The organism is Burkholderia sp. E168m22, from assembly GCF_001319805.1.
GTDB classification, from domain to species: domain Bacteria; phylum Pseudomonadota; class Gammaproteobacteria; order Burkholderiales; family Burkholderiaceae; genus Burkholderia; species Burkholderia orbicola.
The window spans coordinates 153155-170980 of sequence record NZ_BBSK01000011.1 but is presented as its reverse complement, the minus strand read 5'-3'; the positions used below and the strand labels follow the sequence as shown (position 1 = coordinate 170980).

Below are 17826 nucleotides of genomic sequence, written 5' to 3'. Positions count from 1 at the left end.
TGCTACGCGACCGGCGCGCTCGGCGGCCTGCCCGCCGATGCATGCACGCCCGAGCTGTGGCTCGACGACGAACGTGACGACGCGCTCGCCCGCCGGCTGCTCGATGCCGCGTCGCACGGCCCGTCGGCGGGCGCGGCGCCCTGGCGCTGCCGGCAATGCGGCGAAGCGCTCGAAGCGCAATTCACCGCGTGCTGGCAATGCGGCGCCGTGCGCGACCCGCTCGATGACTGAACGTACTATCGTGGCGCACAGCGAAAAGGCCGGCATCGAGCCGGCCTTTTCATTTCGTCGCGCGCTGCGCTAGCGCGTCACGATACCCAGACGGCCAGCGTCAGCATCAACAGCAGGATCATCCACAGAATCACCGCTCGCCATACGAGACCAACCGCCGACTGCAGCGTGCGCGGCGTGCAATCGTCACCGACCGTCAACGGACCGCTATCGCCAACCGCCAGCGCATCGAGGCTCGACGGTTCCGCGAGCGGCCCCGCGAGACGCGCGCCGAGCGCCCCGCTGCCGGCGGCCAGCAGTACGCCGTCGTTCGGGTCGGGCCACTGGCGCGTATGGTTGCGCCACGCGTAGATCGCATCCTCGAAATTGCCGACGATCGCGAAACCGAGCGCCGTCAGTCGGGACGGAATCCAGTCGATCACGAAGAACGCGCGCTGCGCGAACGTCGAGAACGCGGCCGTGCGGTCCTCGCCCGGCGTCGACCAGCTGCGCGCGAGGTATTCGGAAATCCGGTACAGCACGGCGCCGGCCGGGCCGAGCGGCAGCACGTACCAGAAGAACACGCCGAAGACGTGGCGATGCGACGCGACGACCGCATGGATCAGCGTATGGCGGACGATCTCGCCGACCGGCATGTCGACCGTGTCGATACCCGTCCACTCGTGCAGGATTTCACGCGCGCGCGGTACGTCGTCGTTGTTGAGCGCGAGATGGATATCGGTGAAGTAGTGGCTGAACTGACGGAAGCCGAGCGTGAAATACACGACGGCGACGTTCCACAGGAACGCGAGCACGAAGCTCACCTTGTACAGCAGGAAATAGATCAGCGCGACGATCAGCACCCACGGCAGCACGACCGCGAGCCATGCGAGAAGCCCGTGTTTCTGCTTGCCGGCGTCGAGGCCATGCGCGACGGTTTCCGCATGAAACTGGAACAGCGCGAACACCGGATTGCTCGGCGACAACGCGCGGACCTGTTCGATGATGAGAGCGAGGAGAACCGAAAAGAAAGTCATGCGTGGCGCCGTCTTCGGAGTTATGTCATTTTTTGCATAACGATAGCACAGCGTCAGCCGCGCATGGCTGCCGGTGCAGTGGCCCGACGGCAGCTCGCACGCGCCAGCCGGCACGCCCGCCTAGCCGGCGGCCAAGAAGCGATACAGATTGCGAAACATGGCGGCAGTTGCGCCCCAGATGAAGTAATGCCCGTCCGGCTCGCCGTTCGGATAGGGCATGGCAAAAAAACGACGCTCGCCGCCTTCCCACCGGAACACGCGGACCTGATGGTTCGCGGGATTCATCACGAACGCGAGCGGCACTTCGAAAATCTCGGCGACTTCGAAGGTGTCGGCCTGTACCGTGAACGGCGGATGCACGAGGCCGACGACCGGCGTCACGCAGAAACCCGTGCCGGTCAGGTAGTCGGGCAGCACACCGAGAATCTCGACGCGTTCGGCGTCCAGCCCGATCTCTTCCTTCGCCTCGCGCAGCGCGGTGGCTGTCGCATCGCGGTCGAACGGCTCGCGACGGCCGCCGGGAAAACTGATTTGCCCGGCGTGGTCGTTCAGGTGATCGGCGCGCTGCGTCAGCAGCACGGTGAGGCCCGACTCGCGGACGACGAGCGGCACGAGAACGGCCGCGCTACGCGGATCGACGCCCTCCTGCAGCCTCGCCTCGCCGGGCTCGACGCTCCATTCGAGCGTGCGTGCGAAACGTTCGCGCAGGCCGGACGGCGTCAGCAACCGGGAATCGATGACAGGCAGGCCGGCACCGGTGCCTTCGACCGGCAAGACTTCGGGATCGATGATGGGGCGGCGATTCAATGGGGCTCTCGGGTTCGTGTCGTATCGAGCATATTGTCGCGCCAGAATGAAAAAAGCACCCGGCTGGGTGCTTTTTCCTTACAGCTCTTACTCTTGGGAAGCTGCTGCGGCACGATCCTTCGACACCAGCTTTTCCTTGATACGAGCCGACTTGCCCGAACGCTCGCGCAGGTAGTACAGCTTCGCACGACGCACATCACCGCGACGCTTCACGACGATGCTTGCCAGCAGCGGCGAGTACGTCTGGAACGTACGCTCGACGCCTTCGCCCGACGAGATCTTGCGGACGATGAAGTTCGAGTTCAGACCACGATTGCGAATCGCGATCACGACGCCTTCGTAAGCCTGAACGCGCTTGCGGTTACCTTCAACCACGTTCACGTTCACGATCACCGTGTCGCCCGGGGCGAAATCGGGGATGGTCTTGCCGGCGAGCGCGCGCTCGATTTCTTCCTGCTCAAGTTTTGCGATCAGATTCATTACTGACTCCTTATGCCATCGTGTCGGCGTTGACACCCGCCTGCTTCCAGGCCTGGCCCCGATAGAGGATGGATTCACATCAGGCGCCGCACACGCATGTACGGCACCGCCAATTCCCGCTCGCGCAGCCGCCTCAGGAGGCGTCCTTCGCTTCGCGTGCGAGGTTCGCGAGCCAAGCCTCGTCGGCCCGGCTCAACAACTTTTCGCGGCGCGCCCGGACGATCAGGTCCGGCCGCTTCCGCAACGTATTCCTCAATGCTTCCTGGCGCCGCCACTTCTCGATCTCGGCATGATGCCCGCCGAGCAGCACGTCCGGCACGCGTACACCGTCGTATTCCTCGGGGCGCGTGTAGTGCGGACAATCGAGCAGGCCATCGGCGAAGCTGTCCTGCACGGCCGACAACGAATCGTTCAGCACGCCGGGCAGCAACCGCACGACTGCATCCATCATTGCCATCGCCGGCAGCTCGCCGCCCGACAGCACGAAATCGCCGAGGCTGATTTCCTCGTCGACGCAACGGTCGAGCAGGCGCTGGTCGATCGCTTCGTAGCGACCGCACAGCACGACGACGCCGGGTTCCTGCGCCATCCGCACCGCGCGATCGTGCGTGAGCGGCGCGCCTTGCGGCGACATCATCACGACGCGCGTGCTCGCGATGCCCTGCTCCGCCTGCGCCGCTTTCGCGGCGTCGATTGCGGCTTCGAGCGGCCTGGCCAGCATCACCATGCCCGGACCACCGCCGTACGGACGATCGTCGACCGTGCGGTAGTTGTCCGTCGTGAAATCACGCGGGTTCCAGGTGCGCAACCCGAAGCGCCCCTGCTTGACGGCCCGGCTGGTGATTCCCCAGTCGGTCAGTGCACGGAACATCTCGGGAAAGAGCGTGACGACGTCGAACTGCACCGCGCTCTCGGTAACCTGGTTCATTTCAGTAATCGGCTTCCCAGTCGACGACGATGCGACGCGCCGCCTGATCCACCGTTTTGACGTAGACGCCGACGAACGGAATCAACCGCTCGTCGGTGGTCGGCTGACCGTCTTTGCCGGTTGCCGGATACTCGACACGCATGATCGAATGCACGCCGTTGTCGATCATCCCGCTCACCTTCCCGAGCGCCACCGATTGCTCGTTGACGACCTCGAGACCGATCAGGTCGACCCAATAGAATTCGTCCGCGGCGAGTGCCGGGAAATCTTCCCGGCGCACGAACACGCGAAAACCGCGCATGGACAGCGCAGCATCGCGGTCGCTGACGCCCGCGGGTTGCGCAACGACAGTGTCGCTGTGCGTCTTCGACTGCATGATGCGGACGGAAAGCCGCTCCGCACCGCGCTCCAGCCACCAGCGACGCGCGTTGAGCAGCGCGTCGCCGCCGCGACCGGCATCGGCATGCGTCGCCACCTTGACCCAGCCCTTCAGGCCGTAGGCGTCGACCACCGCCCCGACCTCGACGGCATCGTCGGGCCAGGCCTGCGTCGCTTCGGGACTGCCTTGTTCGACAGCCTGACCGGCGTTCGCGACCGAGTCGCGCTCGACCGGCTTGCGGACGAATGCGCCGAATGACGCACGCCCGCGCCTTGCATTACCGGAATCGTGACCCGCCATCAATGCACCTCACAGCCGGCACGACCGGCACACCGTGCCATGTTAGGCAGCCGGTTGCGCCTTTTGCGCTTCCTTCACGAGACGCTGGACGGTCGGCGACAGTTGCGCGCCAACGCCTTGCCAGTACGTCAGGCGATCCTGAGCGATACGCAGCGATTCGCCCTTCGTGGCGACCGGATTGTAGAAGCCGACGCGCTCGATGAAGCGGCCGTCACGACGGTTGCGCGAATCGGTAGCAACGATGTTGTAGAACGGGCGCTTCTTCGAGCCGCCACGAGCCAGACGGATGATAACCATATGATGTCCTTCGGGAAAACCGGGTTCGAAACTACTGAAACACGCGATTATAGCCGGAAACCAGAGGTACAACAAACACTTACGCGTAAAAAACCGCGGACGGCCCGTCCGCCGGGCATACAATCGTCGTGTCCAGGACGTTCCCGACCGTCATGCCGCCCCTTCGCGCCGCCCCGATGCGCCGCGCCCAGCGCCAAGTCGCAGCGCTGCTGGCCGGCCTTGCCTGCCTCGCGTCCGCATCGGCGTTTGCCGCGCCGCTGCCGGTGAACGAACTCGTCGTGCCGCCGGGCTTCCATATAGACGTGCTGACCGACGCCGTCCCGGCCGCGCGCGAAATGGCATGGTCGCCACGCGGCATCCTGTATGTCGGCTCGCGGGACGGCCGCGTCCACGCGTTCGTCATGCACGAGGGCCGGATCAATGCGCACTATGTCGTCGCGTCCGGGCTCGACCTGCCCGTCGGCGTCGCCTACCGCGACGGCGCCCTCTATATATCCGCCGTCTCGCGCATCCTGCGCCTCGATCATATCGACGACCGGCTCGCAAAACCGCCCGCCCCCGTCGTCGTGACCGACGCGCTGCCGACCGACCACCATCACGGCTGGAAATTCATCGCGTTCGGCCCCGACGGCAAGCTGTACGTGCCGACCGGCGCGCCGTGCAATGTCTGCCTCCCCGATCGCAATCGCTACGCGATCATTGCGCGGATGAATGCCGACGGCAGCGGACGCGAAGTGGTCGCCCGCGGCATACGCAATACGGTCGGCTTTGCATGGCACCCGGAGTCGGGCGAGCTGTGGTTCACCGACAACGGGCGCGACATGATGGGCGACGACGTACCGGACGACAAGCTGAACCGCGCGCCGCGCGCCGGCCTCGATTTCGGCTTTCCATACTGCCACGGCGGCGATACGCCCGACCCCGAATTCGGCAGCGCCGACGTCTGCCGACGTTATGTGCCGCCCGTCCTGAAACTCGGCGCGCACGTCGCGGCGCTCGGGATGCGCTTCTACACCGGGCCGATGTTTCCGGCGTCGTATCGCAATAATGTCTTCATTGCCGAACACGGCTCGTGGAACCGCAGCACGAAGGTCGGCTACCGCGTGATGCGCGTGGTCGTCTCGGCGGACGGCCGCCACGCTCGGCAGACACCGTTCGTCACGGGGTGGCTGCGGCCCGACGGCACGGTATGGGGACGCCCGGCCGATGTATTGCCGCTGCCGGACGGATCGCTGCTCGTCAGCGACGATTACGCGGGCGCGATCTACCGCGTGACTTATGCGGCACCTTGACGCAGCGGAGGGGTGACCGGGCCCGACCGGGCATCGTAGAATGCGTGCCGGGCCGCGCGCCCGCGCCGGCCTGCCGGCCCCGCCCATGCCAACGACAACACGCCGCCATCCATGTCCAGCAGCACCGCATCGCCCCGCCGCTTCCGCTCCAAGACGCTCACCGCCGCCCTCGCGTTCCTGCTCGGGTCGATCGGCGCACACCGCTTCTATCTGTACGGCTTTCGCGACGTGTACGGCTGGGCCCACTTGCTCGCCACGATCGTCGGCATCCCGGGCTTCCTGCTGCTCGCCGCCACCCAGCGCAGCGCCGGCCTTGGCTGGTGGCTCGCGGTACCCGGCGCCATCTCGCTGCTGGCGGCATTTCTCGCCGCACTCGTCTACGGGCTGCGCCCCGACGAAAAATGGGATGCGCAATTCAACGCGGACACCGGCAAGCACAGCAAGTCAGGCTGGACCGTCATCTTCGTCGTGATCTTCTCGCTGCTGATCGGCGCGTTCCTGTTGATGACCGCGCTCGCGCTGTCGTTCCAGACATACTTCGAATCGCAGGTCGAAGCAGCCAAGCAGATTTCGCAGTAAGCACGACCAATACGGTCGATACGGCTCGCCGGCAACTGCGTTGCCTGCCGGTCAGAACAGGTTCAACTGCATGTCGTCGCGCGACTTCGCGCCGGCTGCACGAACCGCGACACGCGGCGCCGGCACCGCGGCGGCCGGCGCACCGCTGAACCGCGACAGATCGAGAATGCCGTTCGTGCGTTCGTTCAACCCGAGCCGCTTGACCGCCTGACGGAAGCGCTGCCGCAACAGGTCGGCCCAGATCCCCTCCCCCTTCATCCGTTTCGAGAAATCCGAGTCGTAATCCTTGCCGCCGCGCATGTCGCGCACGCGGTTCATCACGCGCTCCGCACGATCGGGAAAATGCGCGGCAAGCCACTGCTTGAACAGCGGCGCAACCTCCCACGGCAACCTCAGGATGATGTAGCTCGCATGCGTCGCGCCGGCTTCCGCGCAGGCCTCCAGCACGCGCTCCATGTCGGGCTCGGTCACGAACGGGATCACTGGTGCGATGCTCACGCCGACCGGCACGCCCGCATCGCGCAGCGCGCGGATCGTACGCAACCGCCGCGCCGGGGTGGCCGCGCGCGGCTCGAGCGTGCGCGCGAGCTCGGCATCGAGCGTCGTGATCGTGACCGCCGCCATCACCTGCCCGCGTTCGGCCATCGGCGCGAGCAGGTCGAGATCGCGCTCGATCAGCGACGACTTCGTGATCGCCGCGAACGGCAGCCCGCGATCGTGCATCACCTGGATCACGCTGCGCGTGATGCGCAGGTCGCGCTCGACCGGCTGGTACGCGTCGGTATTGACGCCGAGCGCGATCGGCTCCGGCACGTAGCGCTTGCGCGAAATCTCGCGCTCGAGCAGTTCGGCCGCGTTCACCTTCGCGTAGATGCGGCTTTCGAAATCGAGCCCCGGCGACAGCCCGAGGTAGCTGTGCGTCGGCCGCGCGAAGCAATAGATACAACCGTGCTCGCAGCCGCGATACGGATTGAGCGACACGCTGAACGGAATATCGGGCGACTGGTTACGCGTCAGGATGCTCTTCGCCCGCTCCTCGAATACCTGCGTGCGCAGCGGCGCGGGGAAATCGGCATCGTCGGACGCGTGCGTCCAGCCGTCGTCCACCGCTTCGCGCTGCGCAATTTCATACCGCCCCTGCAGGTTGTCGACCGCACCGCGCCCCTTGCGGGGCACGGGCGGCGCTATCGGAAATTCGTTGTCGGACCGATCGTCCATGTGCCCACCCATTCGCCTGCACCCAATACTGTACATTTATACAGTATTGGGTGCAGCATGCCAAGGGCGGCATAAAGGGCCCGACGGCGAACCGCCGCCGCGTCACTCGCCGACGGCGATCGTCAGCGTTTCCTTGATTTCCTCCATCACGACATAGCTCTTCGACTGCACGGCGCCCGGCAACTGCAGCAGGATGTCGCCCAGCAGTTTCCGGTAGTCGGCCATCTCGCCGATCCGCGCCTTGATCAGGTAGTCGAAATCGCCGGAGACGAGATGGCATTCGAGCACCTCGTCGATCTTCATCACTTCGCGGCGGAATTGCTCGAACATGTTGCCGCCCTTGTGGCCGAGCGTGATCTCGACGAACACCAGCAGCGCGGCCCCCAACTGGCCCGGATCGACCCGCGCGTGATAGCCGGTGATCACGCCGTCGCGCTCCATGCGCCTCACGCGCTCGATGCACGGCGTGACGGTCAGTCCGACCTGTTCCGCGAGGTCTTTCATCGCCATCCGGCCGTCGTCCTGGAGCAGTTTCAGGATGCGCCGGTCGAGCTTGTCGAGCGAGCGTACGGGCTGACGTTGCGTTCTCATTTGTTTATGCTGAAAACCAGAAAAATACAATAACAAAAACTGCACATTCGACAATACCATAGCGCAAAAAACTAGATCAGCTAGAGGTTACACGGAGCCGCAGGTGCGCCCGGCCTCGACCTGATTCCTTCGATCTGGAGCAGCTATGCGAGTCGTCATTCTGGGCAGCGGTGTAGTGGGCGTGGCAAGCGCGTATTACCTTGCGCGCGCCGGCCATGAAGTCACGGTGATCGACCGGGAAGCCGGCCCGGCGCTGGAGACGAGTTTCGCGAACGCAGGCCAGATCTCGCCCGGCTATGCGGCGCCGTGGGCCGCGCCCGGCGTGCCGCTGAAGGCCGTCAAATGGATGTTCGAAAAGCACGCGCCGCTCGCGATCCGCCTCGACGGCACGCGCTTCCAGCTCCAGTGGATGGTTCAGATGCTGCGCAACTGCACGGCCGAGCGCTATGCAGTCAACAAGGGCCGGATGGTCCGTCTCGCCGAATACAGCCGCGACTGCCTGCAGGCGCTGCGCGCCGATACCGGCATCCAGTACGAAGGCCGCACGGGCGGCACGCTGCAACTGTTCCGCACGCAGCAGCAGCTCGACGGCGCGGCGAAGGACATCGCCGTGCTGCAGGAAGCGAACGTGCCGTTCGAACTGCTGTCGCCGGCCGAGTTGAAGCAAGCCGAACCGGCGCTCGCCGCCGTCTCGCACAAGCTGACGGGTGGCCTGCGCCTGCCGGGCGACGAAACGGGCGATTGCCAGTTGTTCACGACGCGCCTCGCCGCGCTCGCCGAATCGCTCGGCGTCAAGTTCCGCTACAACACGCCGATCGATGCACTCGCGATCGCGGGCGGCAAGATCGCCGGCGTGCAGTGCGGCAGCGAGACGGTGCGCGCGGATGCGTACGTCGTCGCGCTCGGTTCGTACTCGACGAACTTCATCTCGAACCTGATGAAGATCCCCGTCTATCCGCTGAAGGGCTATTCGATCACCGCGCCGATCGTCGACGCAGCGGCCGCGCCCGTATCGACCGTGCTCGACGAGACCTACAAGATCGCGATCACGCGCTTCGACCAGCGCATCCGCGTCGGCGGCATGGCGGAAATCGTCGGCTTCGACAAGACGCTGCGCGCGACGCGCCGCGAGACACTCGAGATGTGCGTAAACGACCTCTTCCCGGGCGGCGGCGACACGTCGAAGGCCACGTTCTGGACGGGCCTGCGCCCGATGACGCCGGACGGCACGCCGATCGTCGGCCGCACGCCGGTGTCGAACCTGTTCCTGAACACCGGCCACGGCACGCTCGGCTGGACGATGTCGTGCGGCTCGGGCCAACTGCTCGCCGACCTGATCTCCGGGAAGAAGCCGGCGATCCAGGCCGACGACCTGTCGGTGCATCGTTACCTGAAGGACGCGCCCGGCCAGACGCGCCCCGCCTACGCGTAAATCGGAACGGCCCGCGGCGATGCGGGCTCGTTGCATCAGCGAAAAAGGCGCCCGAGGGCGCCTTTTTCGTTTCGGCGACTGCGCGTGCGAGCACCCGCTCGGCACGAGGCTTCGGTCGACATGTGCATGGCGCTTGTCGCGCGTCGGGCGAATCGACGCTATCGAACGGACGTACGTGCACGACGATGCGTTCCGCTCGGCACCGGGCAATCGCGGATCGTCCGGGCGAACGACGCGCGCACCTCTTCAGCGAGGACACAACAAAAAGGGGCGCTCATCGCGCCCCTCGTGCTACATGCTTACCGCCGAAGCGTCACGCCGCATCAGCCGAGTTCGGTCACGAGCTCCGGCACGAGCGAGAACAGATCGCCGACGAGGCCGTAATCGGCCACGCTGAAGATCGGCGCTTCCGGGTCCTTGTTGATCGCGACGATCACCTTCGAATCCTTCATGCCGGCCAGATGCTGGATCGCACCCGAGATACCGACCGCGATGTACAACTGCGGCGCGACGATCTTGCCGGTCTGGCCGACCTGGTAGTCGTTCGGCACGTAGCCGGCGTCGACTGCCGCGCGCGATGCGCCGAGCGCTGCCGACAGCTTGTCGGCCAGCGGCTCCAGCACCTTCGTGTAGTTCTCGCCGCTGCCCAGACCGCGGCCGCCCGACACGATGATGCTCGCCGACGTCAGTTCCGGACGGTCCAGCTTCGTCACTTCACGGCTCACGAACTGCGACTTGCCGGCGTCTGCCGCTGCTTCGATCTTGTCGACCGATGCGCTGCCGCCTTCCGCTGCCACCGGATCGAAACCGGTCGCACGCACCGTGATCACCTTGATCGGATCGCTCGACTGCACCGTCGCGATCGCGTTGCCCGCGTAGATCGGGCGCTCGAACGTGTCGGCCGAATCGACTGCCGTGATGTCCGAGATCTGCGCGACGTCCAGCTTCGCGGCGATACGCGGCGCGATGTTCTTGCCGTAGGCCGTCGCCGGCGCGAGGATGTGCGAGTAGTCCTTCGCGATGTTCAGCGCGGTCGCCTCGACGTTTTCCGCCAGGCCTTCGGCCAGTTGCGGCGCGTCGGCCAGCAGCACCTTCGAGACACCTGCGATCTTCGCTGCCGCGTCGGCAGCCGCTTGCGCGTTGTGGCCCGCGACCAGCACGTGGATGTCGCCGCCGATCTTCGCGGCCGCCGCCACCGTGTTCAGCGTCGCGGCCTTGATCGACGCGTTGTCGTGTTCTGCAATCACCAGAATCGTCATTTCTTTGCGCTCCCTCTTACAGCACCTTGGCTTCGGTCTTCAGCTTCTCGACCAGCGTCTTCACGTCCGGCACCTTCACGCCGGCTGCACGCTTCGGCGGCTCGACCACCTTCAGCGTCTTCAGACGCGGTGCGACGTCCACACCGAGGTCTTCCGGCTTCACGGTTTCCAGCGGCTTCTTCTTCGCCTTCATGATGTTTGGCAGCGTCACGTAGCGCGGCTCGTTCAGGCGCAGGTCGGTCGTCACGACCGCCGGCAGCGTCAGCGACAGCGTTTCCGCGCCGCCGTCGACTTCACGTGCCACCGTTGCCTTGCCGTCGGCCACCGTCACCTTCGACGCGAACGTCGCTTGCGGGAGACCTGCCAGCGCAGCCAGCATCTGGCCCGTCTGGTTCGAATCGTCGTCGATCGCCTGCTTGCCGAGGATCACCAGCTGCGGCTGTTCCTTGTCGACCAGCGCTTTCAGGATCTTCGCGACGGCCAGCGGCTCGACGCTGTCGTTCGACTCGACGAGGATCGCGCGATCCGCGCCGATCGCGAGCGCCGTGCGCAGCGTTTCCTGCGCTTGCGTCACGCCCACCGACACCGCGATCACTTCGGTCGCGACGCCTGCTTCCTTGAGGCGCACCGCTTCTTCAACGGCGATTTCGTCGAACGGGTTCATCGACATCTTCACGTTCGCGATGTCGACGCCCGTGTTGTCCGACTTCACGCGGACCTTCACGTTGTAATCGACCACTCTTTTCACTGGCACCAGGATTTTCATGCACACGCTCCAAAGTTACGAATACGACCAGAGGCCATTTTATAGCGAGGCCTCATGACTGCGCGGCCAGGCGGACCCAACCATGATGGTTGTCGAGGATACCGCTTCTTGGCGACGCGCCAATGATAGCGAACGGTCGTTCTATTTTAAAAGAGAAAAAACCCGGACGCAAAGCCCGGGTTTTCGATCATCGACTCTAATCCCGCCGGGCGTCCCGTGCTCCGCCCCGTTACCAGGCGGCGATGACCGCGCCGCCGAACTTGCCTTCGATGAACTGCTTCACGTCGGCCGAGTGATACGCCGCAATCAGCTTAGCGACCCACGGCTTGTTCCGGTCCGCCTCACGGATCGCGAGGATGTTCGCGTACGGGCCGCTCGGGCCCTCGATCGCGATCGCGTCCTGCTTCGGTTTCAACCCCGCTTCCATCGCGTAATTGGTATTGATCGCGGCCGCGTCGACGTCGCCGAGCGAGCGCGGAATCTGCGCCGCGTCGAGCTCGACGATCTTCAGCTTGCGCGGATTGTCGACGATATCGAGCGGCGTCGCCTTCAGCCCCGCATCCGCGCGCAGCTTCAGCAGCCCCTGCTTCTGCAGCAACAGCAACGCGCGGCCGCCGTTGGTCGGATCGTTCGGGACCGCGACGCGCGCGCCCGGCTTCAGTTCGGCCAGCGACTTCACGCGCTTCGAGTAGATGCCCATCGGGAACGTGACGGTATCGGCGACCTTGATCAGTTTGTAGCCGCGATCCTTCACCTGCGCCTGCAGATACGGATCGTGCTGGTAGCTGTTCGCGTCGAGGTCGCCCGACGCGAGCGCGGCGTTCGGCTGCACGTAATCGGAGAATTCGACGATGCGGATCTCCAGGCCGTCCTTCGCCGCGACCTTCTTCACCACTTCCATGATCTGCGCGTGCGGGCCGCCCGTCACGCCGACCTTGATGGTTTCGGCGTGGGCATGCGCGCCCGCGAACAGTGCGGCCGCGCCCAGTGCCACCGCGAATTTCAGCATGAAGCGTCGTTGCATCGTTTCTCCCCTATCGGATCGGTTTGGTCTTATTTGTGGCTCAACCGGCGCACCAGCCAGTCGCCGAACGATTGCACGATCTGCACGAACACGATCAGGATCGCGACGACCGTCCACATCACTTCCGGCAGATAGCGCTGGTAACCGTAACGGATCCCGAGATCGCCGAGCCCGCCGCCGCCGATCGCGCCCGCCATCGCCGAATAGCCGACCAGCGACACGAACGTGATCGTCAGGCCCGCGACGATGCCCGGCAGCGATTCGGGCAACAACACCTTGAAGACGATCTGCGACGTGGTCGCGCCCATCGATTGCGCGGCCTCGATCAATCCGCGGTCGACCTCGCGCAGCGCCGTTTCGACGAGACGCGCGATGAACGGCGCGGACGCGAGCGTCAGCGGCACGACCGCCGCGGCCGTGCCGATCGACGAACCGGTGACGAGCCGCGTGAACGGGATCACCGCGACCAGCAGGATGATGAACGGCGTCGAACGGACCGCGTTCACGATGCCGCCGAGCACGCGATTCACCGCGAGGTTCTGCAGCACGCCCTGGCGATCGGTCAGGTACAGCAGCACGCCGAGCGGCAGGCCGACGAGCGCGCCGACCGCCCCGGAGATGCCGACCATGATCAGCGTCTCCCAGAACGACTGCACGAACATATCGAACATCTCACTCAACATACGAAAGCTCCTCTACCACCACACCTTGCTCGCGCAGGAACGCGAGCGCCTGCCCGACCTTGCCCGGCTCGCCGCCCGCGAGCACCGCGAGCGAACCGAATGCCTGCCCCTGGATCTCGTCGATCTGGCCATGCAGGATGTTGAAATCGAGTTCGTACCGGCGGATCGTCTCCGACAGGATCGGCTGGTCGACCCCCGAGCCCGTGAACGCGAGCCGCAGCAGATGTCCGCGGCCCGTCTTCAACCGCTCGGCCACGCGCGCCTTCAGCGCGGGCGGCAGTTCCTGCGCGATCACGTCGCCGATCAGCGCACGCGTCACTTCGTGATGCGGCTGCAGGAACACGTCGATCACGCGGCCTTCCTCGACCACGCGCCCCGCGTCGAGCACCGCGACGCGATCGCAGACCTGCTTGATCACTTCCATCTGGTGCGTGATCAACACGATCGTCAGGCCGAGCTCGCGATTGATGCGTTTCAGCAGGTCGAGAATCGAACGCGTGGTTTCGGGATCGAGCGCGGACGTCGCTTCGTCCGACAGCAGCACCTTCGGCTGGCTCGCCAGCGCGCGGGCGATGCCGACGCGCTGCTTCTGCCCGCCGCTGATCTGCGACGGATAGCGATCCTTCTGCGCGGACAGCCCGACCAGATCGAGCAGCGGCAGCACGGCGGCCTCGATGTCGGCACGGCTCGCGCCGGCCAGTTCCAGCGGCAGCGCGACGTTGTCGAACACCGTGCGCGACGACAGCAGGTTGAAGTGCTGGAAGATCATGCCGATCTCGCGGCGCGCTTCGCGCAGCGCACCGGCCGACAGCAGCGTCAGATCGCGCCCGCCGACGACGACATTGCCTTCGGTCGGCCGCGTGAGCAGGTTGATGGTGCGCACGAGCGTGCTCTTGCCGGCGCCGCTTCGGCCAATAATGCCGAACACCTCGCCTTGCGGGATCGTCAGGTTGACGTTGTGCAGCGCTTCAACCCAGCCGCCCGGGCCGGGGAAACGCTGCGAGAGATTGCGTAATTCGATCATGTAAACAAAACGGCGGCCGGCCGGCGAGATGGCCCGCCAGTCGGCCGCCGATGCATCTGGAATAGCCGGCGATTTTACCGCAAACCCCTCATTCCCCTTAATAATCGATTTCGATCTTTTCATAACCAGACGAAATTAGAGGGGCGCTGCTGGGCCCGCGCGGGAGGGGCGCGACTATGATCGCGAAACGCAGACCAACGAACAGGAGACCCGCCAGATGAGCGCCACCACCACACCGGCCGCCGTGCCCGCCACCGCCGGATCGGCGCCCGCGCCGCGGATGGGTCGGTTGCGTACCGCGGACGGGCTCGAACTGGCGTCGTACCGCTGGCCGGCAAGCGACGGCACCGTGCCGCCGCGCGCGACGATCGCGCTGGTGCACGGCCTCGCCGAGCACGCGGGCCGCTATGCCGCGCTCGCCGGCCGGCTGAACGCGGCCGGCATCGACGTGCTGGCGGTCGATCTGCGCGGGCATGGCCAGTCGCCCGGCAAGCGCGTGTGGGTCGAGCGTTTCGACGACTACCTGAACGATGCGGATGCGCTGGTCGCCGAAGCCGCGCGCGGCGCGGCGCCGCTGTTCCTGATGGGGCACAGCATGGGCGGCGCGGTCGCGGCGCTCTACGCGATCGAACGCGCGCCAGCTCGCGGCCACGCGCTGGCGGGCCTCGTGCTGTCGAGTCCGGCGCTGGCGCCCGGGCGCGACGTGCCGCGCTGGATGCTCGCGGTGAGCCGCATCATCAGCCGGGTGTGGCCCACCTTCCCCGCGATCAGGATCGATGCGGCCCTGCTGTCGCGCGATCCAGCCATCGTCGCGGCCAATCGCGCCGATCCGCTCGTGCATCACGGCGCGGTGCCCGCACGCACCGGCGCGGAGATTCTCGATGCGATGGCGCGCATCGAAAACGGCCGCGGCGCGCTGCGCGTGCCGGTGCTCGTCTATCACGGCACCGAAGACAAGCTCACCGAACCCGACGGCAGCCGCGCGTTCGGCGCGCGTGTCGGCTCGCCCGACCGTACGCTGACGCTGTACGAAGGCGGCTTCCACGAAACGATGAACGATCTCGAACGCGACCGCGTGATCGACGCGCTGATCGCGTGGATTCACGCGCGCGTGCCGGCGCGCTGAGCGCGCCCGGGCCGGCCGGTCGAGCGGGAATCAGATCCCGGCCAGCACGCGCAGGTGCGCGACGACGCTGCGCCCGAGCGCGGACAGGTTGTAGCCGCCCTCGAGGCAGCTGACGATGCGGCCCTGCGCATGCCGGCGCGCCACGTCGACGATCTGGGCGGTCAGCCATTCGAAGTCGGCCTCGACGAGGCCGAGATTGCCGATGTCGTCCTCGCGATGCGCATCGAACCCGGCCGACACGAACAGCATCTGCGGCTTGAACGCATCGAGGCGCGGCAGCCAGAACATGTCGACGGCTTCGCGGATCGCCATCCCGTTGCTGCGCGCGGGCATCGGCAGGTTGACCATGTTCGGCGCCTGATGATCGACGCCCGAGAACGGATACAGCGGATGCTGAAAGAAGCTGCACATCAGCACGCGCTCGTCGTTCGCGAACGCCGCCTCGGTGCCGTTGCCGTGGTGTACGTCGAAATCGATGATCGCGACACGCTCGATGCCGTGTACGTCGAGTGCATGCCGCGCGGCGATCGCGACGTTGTTGAAGAAGCAGAAGCCCATCGCGCGCGCGGGTTCCGCATGGTGACCGGGTGGACGGACGCCGCAGAACGCATTCGCATAGCGGCCTTCGATCACCGCGTCGGTCGCCGCGATCGCGGCGCCGGCCGCGCGCAGCGCCGCGCGCCACGTGTCGCGATTCATCAGCGTATCGGGATCGATCTCGACGTGACCGTCGACCGGCGTCATGCTCCGGATGTAGTCGATGTGCGCCTGCGTATGCACGCGCCCCAGCGCGACCTCGCTCGCGAATGGCGCGGTTTCGTGCACGATCAGGTCGTCGATGCGGCTCGCAATCAGTTGATCCTGGATCGCCGACAGGCGGGCCGGGCATTCCGGATGCCATTCCCCCATCTCGTGCAGCATGCAGTCGGGGTGCGTGTAGAAAGCGGTTGCCATAAGCTGTCGTCCGCGGCGCACGGTGCGCCGCAGGTCTCCGTCAATGATGTCCATCGTCTGCCGCGAATTCGCCGCTAACTTACCACAACGGGGGCCGGCTTCGGCCCGAGGCGCCGGATGCGTCGGGTATACTGCGCCGAACACAATCGCCCTGTCCGCCCGCTTCGACATGAATTCCAGCAAGCCTGCCGCCCTTCTTTCCGCGCTGTTCCGTGTTCGCGCTCCGCTCGTCGTCGCTGCCATCGCCGCGGCCCTCGGCACCGCGCCTGCCGTCGCACAAACGCAGCCGGCGAAGCCTGCGGGCACGCTCGTCGCCCAGGCCCAGCCGCAGCAGCCGACGCCGCAAGGCCAGACCTTTGAAGAGGAAATCGTTCCACAGCGTTACGCGAGCAACGCGAAGGTCGATGCATTCATCGACGAGATGGTGAGCCGCAACGGCTTCGATTCGGCGAGCCTGCATGCGCTGTTCTCGCGCATCAGCTACTCGGCGACGGCCGTCAAGCTCGTGAGGCCGGCCCCGACGCCCTCGGTCAAGAACTGGCGCGTCTATCGCTCGCGCTTCATCGAACCGATCCGCATCAACGCGGGCGTGAAGTTCTGGAAGGCGAACCAGGCGGCGCTGCAGCGCGCGTCCGAGCAGTTCGGCGTGCCGCCCGAGGTGATCGTCGGCATCATCGGCGTCGAGACCATCTATGGCCGCTACATGGGCAATTTCCGCGTGCTGGACGCGCTGACGACGCTCACGTTCGACTACCCGGACACGCCGAATCGCGACAGCCGCCAGGCCACCTTCCGCAAGAACCTCGAAGACTTCCTGGTCTGGACCCGCGACAACCAGCTCGACCCGACCACCGTGCTCGGCTCGTACACCGGCGCGATCGGGATTCCGCAGTTCCTGCCGAGCAGCATCCGCGAATATGCGGTCGACTTCGACGGCACGGGCCACGTCGATCTGCGCAGCAGTCCTGTCGATGCGATCGGCAGCGTCGCGAACTACCTGAAGCAGCACGGCTGGGAAACCGACCGGCCGGTGGTCTGGCAGATCACGCCGGACACGGGCAGCCTGGGCATCGCACAGGCCGCCGCCGACGGCCAGCCCGAACCGCACTGGGCGCTGTCGCAACTGCTGCGCGCCGGCATGACGCTGAACGAGCCGACGGTCAACATCACCACCGAAGCCGGCACGCCGGTGACGGTCGTCGACCTGCCGACGCCGGGGCGTGCGACCGAATACATGCTCGGCCTGAAGAACTTCTATGTGCTGACGCGCTACAACCGCAGCTTCTTCTACGCACTCACCGTGTACCAGCTCGGCGAAGCCGTGAAAGCGCAGATGGAAGCGAGCGGCGCGCTGCAACCCGCCGCTGACGACGCGCAGCCGCAGTAAGCGCTGGCCGCTCAAAGAAAAAGCGCCGCAGTTCGCAGAACGCGGCGCTTTTT

Annotated in this window: 19 protein-coding genes and 1 pseudogene; 6 read left to right on the top strand and 14 right to left on the bottom strand. The window is 65.9% G+C overall.

What is annotated here, in order from left to right:
* Positions 1-231: pseudogene (locus AP428_RS02655) on the top strand (DUF2007 domain-containing protein); the annotation flags it as partial.
* Positions 232-308: 77 nt separating this feature from the next.
* Here AP428_RS02655 and AP428_RS02650 read toward each other — a convergent pair.
* The 6 genes from AP428_RS02650 to rpsP form a co-directional block, all read right to left on the bottom strand.
* Positions 309-1247, bottom strand: a complete 939-nt coding sequence (locus AP428_RS02650) for a CobD/CbiB family protein (protein WP_006476545.1) — start codon at positions 1245-1247, stop codon at positions 309-311.
* Positions 1248-1367: 120 nt separating this feature from the next.
* Positions 1368-2054 carry a CoA pyrophosphatase gene (locus tag AP428_RS02645; protein ID WP_011544902.1) on the bottom strand — a complete coding sequence of 229 codons (687 nt, stop codon included), beginning with the start codon at positions 2052-2054 and terminating at the stop codon, positions 1368-1370.
* Between the two features lie 87 nt (positions 2055-2141).
* The gene (gene rplS / locus AP428_RS02640) at positions 2142-2534 is read right to left on the bottom strand and encodes a 50S ribosomal protein L19 (protein ID WP_006486838.1); all 393 of its coding nucleotides are present in this window, start codon (positions 2532-2534) and stop codon (positions 2142-2144) included.
* A 133-nt stretch (positions 2535-2667) separates the two neighbouring features.
* Entirely contained in the window at positions 2668-3462 is a 795-nt protein-coding gene (gene trmD, locus AP428_RS02635) for a tRNA (guanosine(37)-N1)-methyltransferase TrmD (RefSeq protein WP_006476548.1), read from the bottom strand.
* A 1-nt stretch (position 3463) separates the two neighbouring features.
* Positions 3464-4141 carry a ribosome maturation factor RimM gene (gene rimM, locus AP428_RS02630; protein WP_023475838.1) on the bottom strand — a complete coding sequence of 226 codons (678 nt, stop codon included), beginning with the start codon at positions 4139-4141 and terminating at the stop codon, positions 3464-3466.
* Between the two features lie 42 nt (positions 4142-4183).
* Positions 4184-4438: a 30S ribosomal protein S16 gene (gene rpsP / locus AP428_RS02625; protein ID WP_006476550.1), complete on the bottom strand. Its 255-nt coding sequence runs from the start codon at positions 4436-4438 to the stop codon at positions 4184-4186.
* Between the two features lie 152 nt (positions 4439-4590).
* On the opposite strand from rpsP, the gene AP428_RS02620 reads away from it, so the two are divergent.
* Both AP428_RS02620 and AP428_RS02615 read left to right on the top strand, forming a co-directional pair.
* The gene (locus tag AP428_RS02620) at positions 4591-5730 is read left to right on the top strand and encodes a sorbosone dehydrogenase family protein (RefSeq protein WP_054927521.1); all 1140 of its coding nucleotides are present in this window, start codon (positions 4591-4593) and stop codon (positions 5728-5730) included.
* Between the two features lie 111 nt (positions 5731-5841).
* Positions 5842-6309, top strand: a complete 468-nt coding sequence (locus tag AP428_RS02615; RefSeq protein ID WP_006476552.1) for an NINE protein — start codon at positions 5842-5844, stop codon at positions 6307-6309.
* A gap of 51 nt (positions 6310-6360) precedes the next feature.
* Here the strand turns inward: AP428_RS02615 and AP428_RS02610 are convergent, their stop codons facing one another.
* Both AP428_RS02610 and AP428_RS02605 read right to left on the bottom strand, forming a co-directional pair.
* Positions 6361-7539 (bottom strand): PA0069 family radical SAM protein, encoded by a 1179-nt coding sequence (locus AP428_RS02610; protein ID WP_027805373.1) that lies wholly within the window; start codon positions 7537-7539, stop codon positions 6361-6363.
* A gap of 90 nt (positions 7540-7629) precedes the next feature.
* Positions 7630-8118 carry an Lrp/AsnC ligand binding domain-containing protein gene (locus AP428_RS02605; RefSeq protein ID WP_012492860.1) on the bottom strand — a complete coding sequence of 163 codons (489 nt, stop codon included), beginning with the start codon at positions 8116-8118 and terminating at the stop codon, positions 7630-7632.
* Positions 8119-8263: 145 nt separating this feature from the next.
* Here AP428_RS02605 and AP428_RS02600 point away from each other — a divergent pair, with 145 nt between their 5' ends.
* A complete protein-coding gene (locus tag AP428_RS02600; protein WP_054927520.1) occupies positions 8264-9550 on the top strand; it encodes a D-amino acid dehydrogenase in 1287 nt (428 codons plus the stop codon).
* A 323-nt stretch (positions 9551-9873) separates the two neighbouring features.
* On the opposite strand, the gene AP428_RS02595 is transcribed toward AP428_RS02600, so the two are convergent.
* From AP428_RS02595 to AP428_RS02575, 5 genes are all read right to left on the bottom strand, one after another.
* A complete protein-coding gene (locus AP428_RS02595; protein ID WP_011544897.1) occupies positions 9874-10809 on the bottom strand; it encodes an electron transfer flavoprotein subunit alpha/FixB family protein in 936 nt (311 codons plus the stop codon).
* 16 nt (positions 10810-10825) lie between these two features.
* On the bottom strand, positions 10826-11575 hold the full coding sequence (locus AP428_RS02590; protein ID WP_006496532.1) for an electron transfer flavoprotein subunit beta/FixA family protein: 750 nt from the start codon (positions 11573-11575) through the stop codon (positions 10826-10828).
* A 229-nt stretch (positions 11576-11804) separates the two neighbouring features.
* Positions 11805-12599: a MetQ/NlpA family ABC transporter substrate-binding protein gene (locus AP428_RS02585; protein WP_054927519.1), complete on the bottom strand. Its 795-nt coding sequence runs from the start codon at positions 12597-12599 to the stop codon at positions 11805-11807.
* Between the two features lie 29 nt (positions 12600-12628).
* Positions 12629-13282: a methionine ABC transporter permease gene (locus AP428_RS02580; protein WP_006476559.1), complete on the bottom strand. Its 654-nt coding sequence runs from the start codon at positions 13280-13282 to the stop codon at positions 12629-12631.
* The gene (locus AP428_RS02575; protein ID WP_006476560.1) at positions 13272-14306 is read right to left on the bottom strand and encodes a methionine ABC transporter ATP-binding protein; all 1035 of its coding nucleotides are present in this window, start codon (positions 14304-14306) and stop codon (positions 13272-13274) included. The genes AP428_RS02580 and AP428_RS02575 overlap by 11 nt, the downstream gene beginning before the upstream one ends.
* Before the next feature lie 217 nt (positions 14307-14523).
* Here AP428_RS02575 and AP428_RS02570 point away from each other — a divergent pair, with 217 nt between their 5' ends.
* Positions 14524-15432, top strand: coding sequence for an alpha/beta hydrolase (locus AP428_RS02570; protein WP_054927518.1), 909 nt, complete (start codon positions 14524-14526; stop codon positions 15430-15432).
* 30 nt (positions 15433-15462) lie between these two features.
* On the opposite strand, the gene AP428_RS02565 is transcribed toward AP428_RS02570, so the two are convergent.
* On the bottom strand, positions 15463-16386 hold the full coding sequence (locus AP428_RS02565; protein WP_011544892.1) for a histone deacetylase family protein: 924 nt from the start codon (positions 16384-16386) through the stop codon (positions 15463-15465).
* A 169-nt stretch (positions 16387-16555) separates the two neighbouring features.
* Here AP428_RS02565 and mltB point away from each other — a divergent pair, with 169 nt between their 5' ends.
* A complete protein-coding gene (gene mltB / locus AP428_RS02560; protein WP_054927517.1) occupies positions 16556-17773 on the top strand; it encodes a lytic murein transglycosylase B in 1218 nt (405 codons plus the stop codon).
* The last annotated feature ends 53 nt before the right edge of the window (positions 17774-17826 follow it).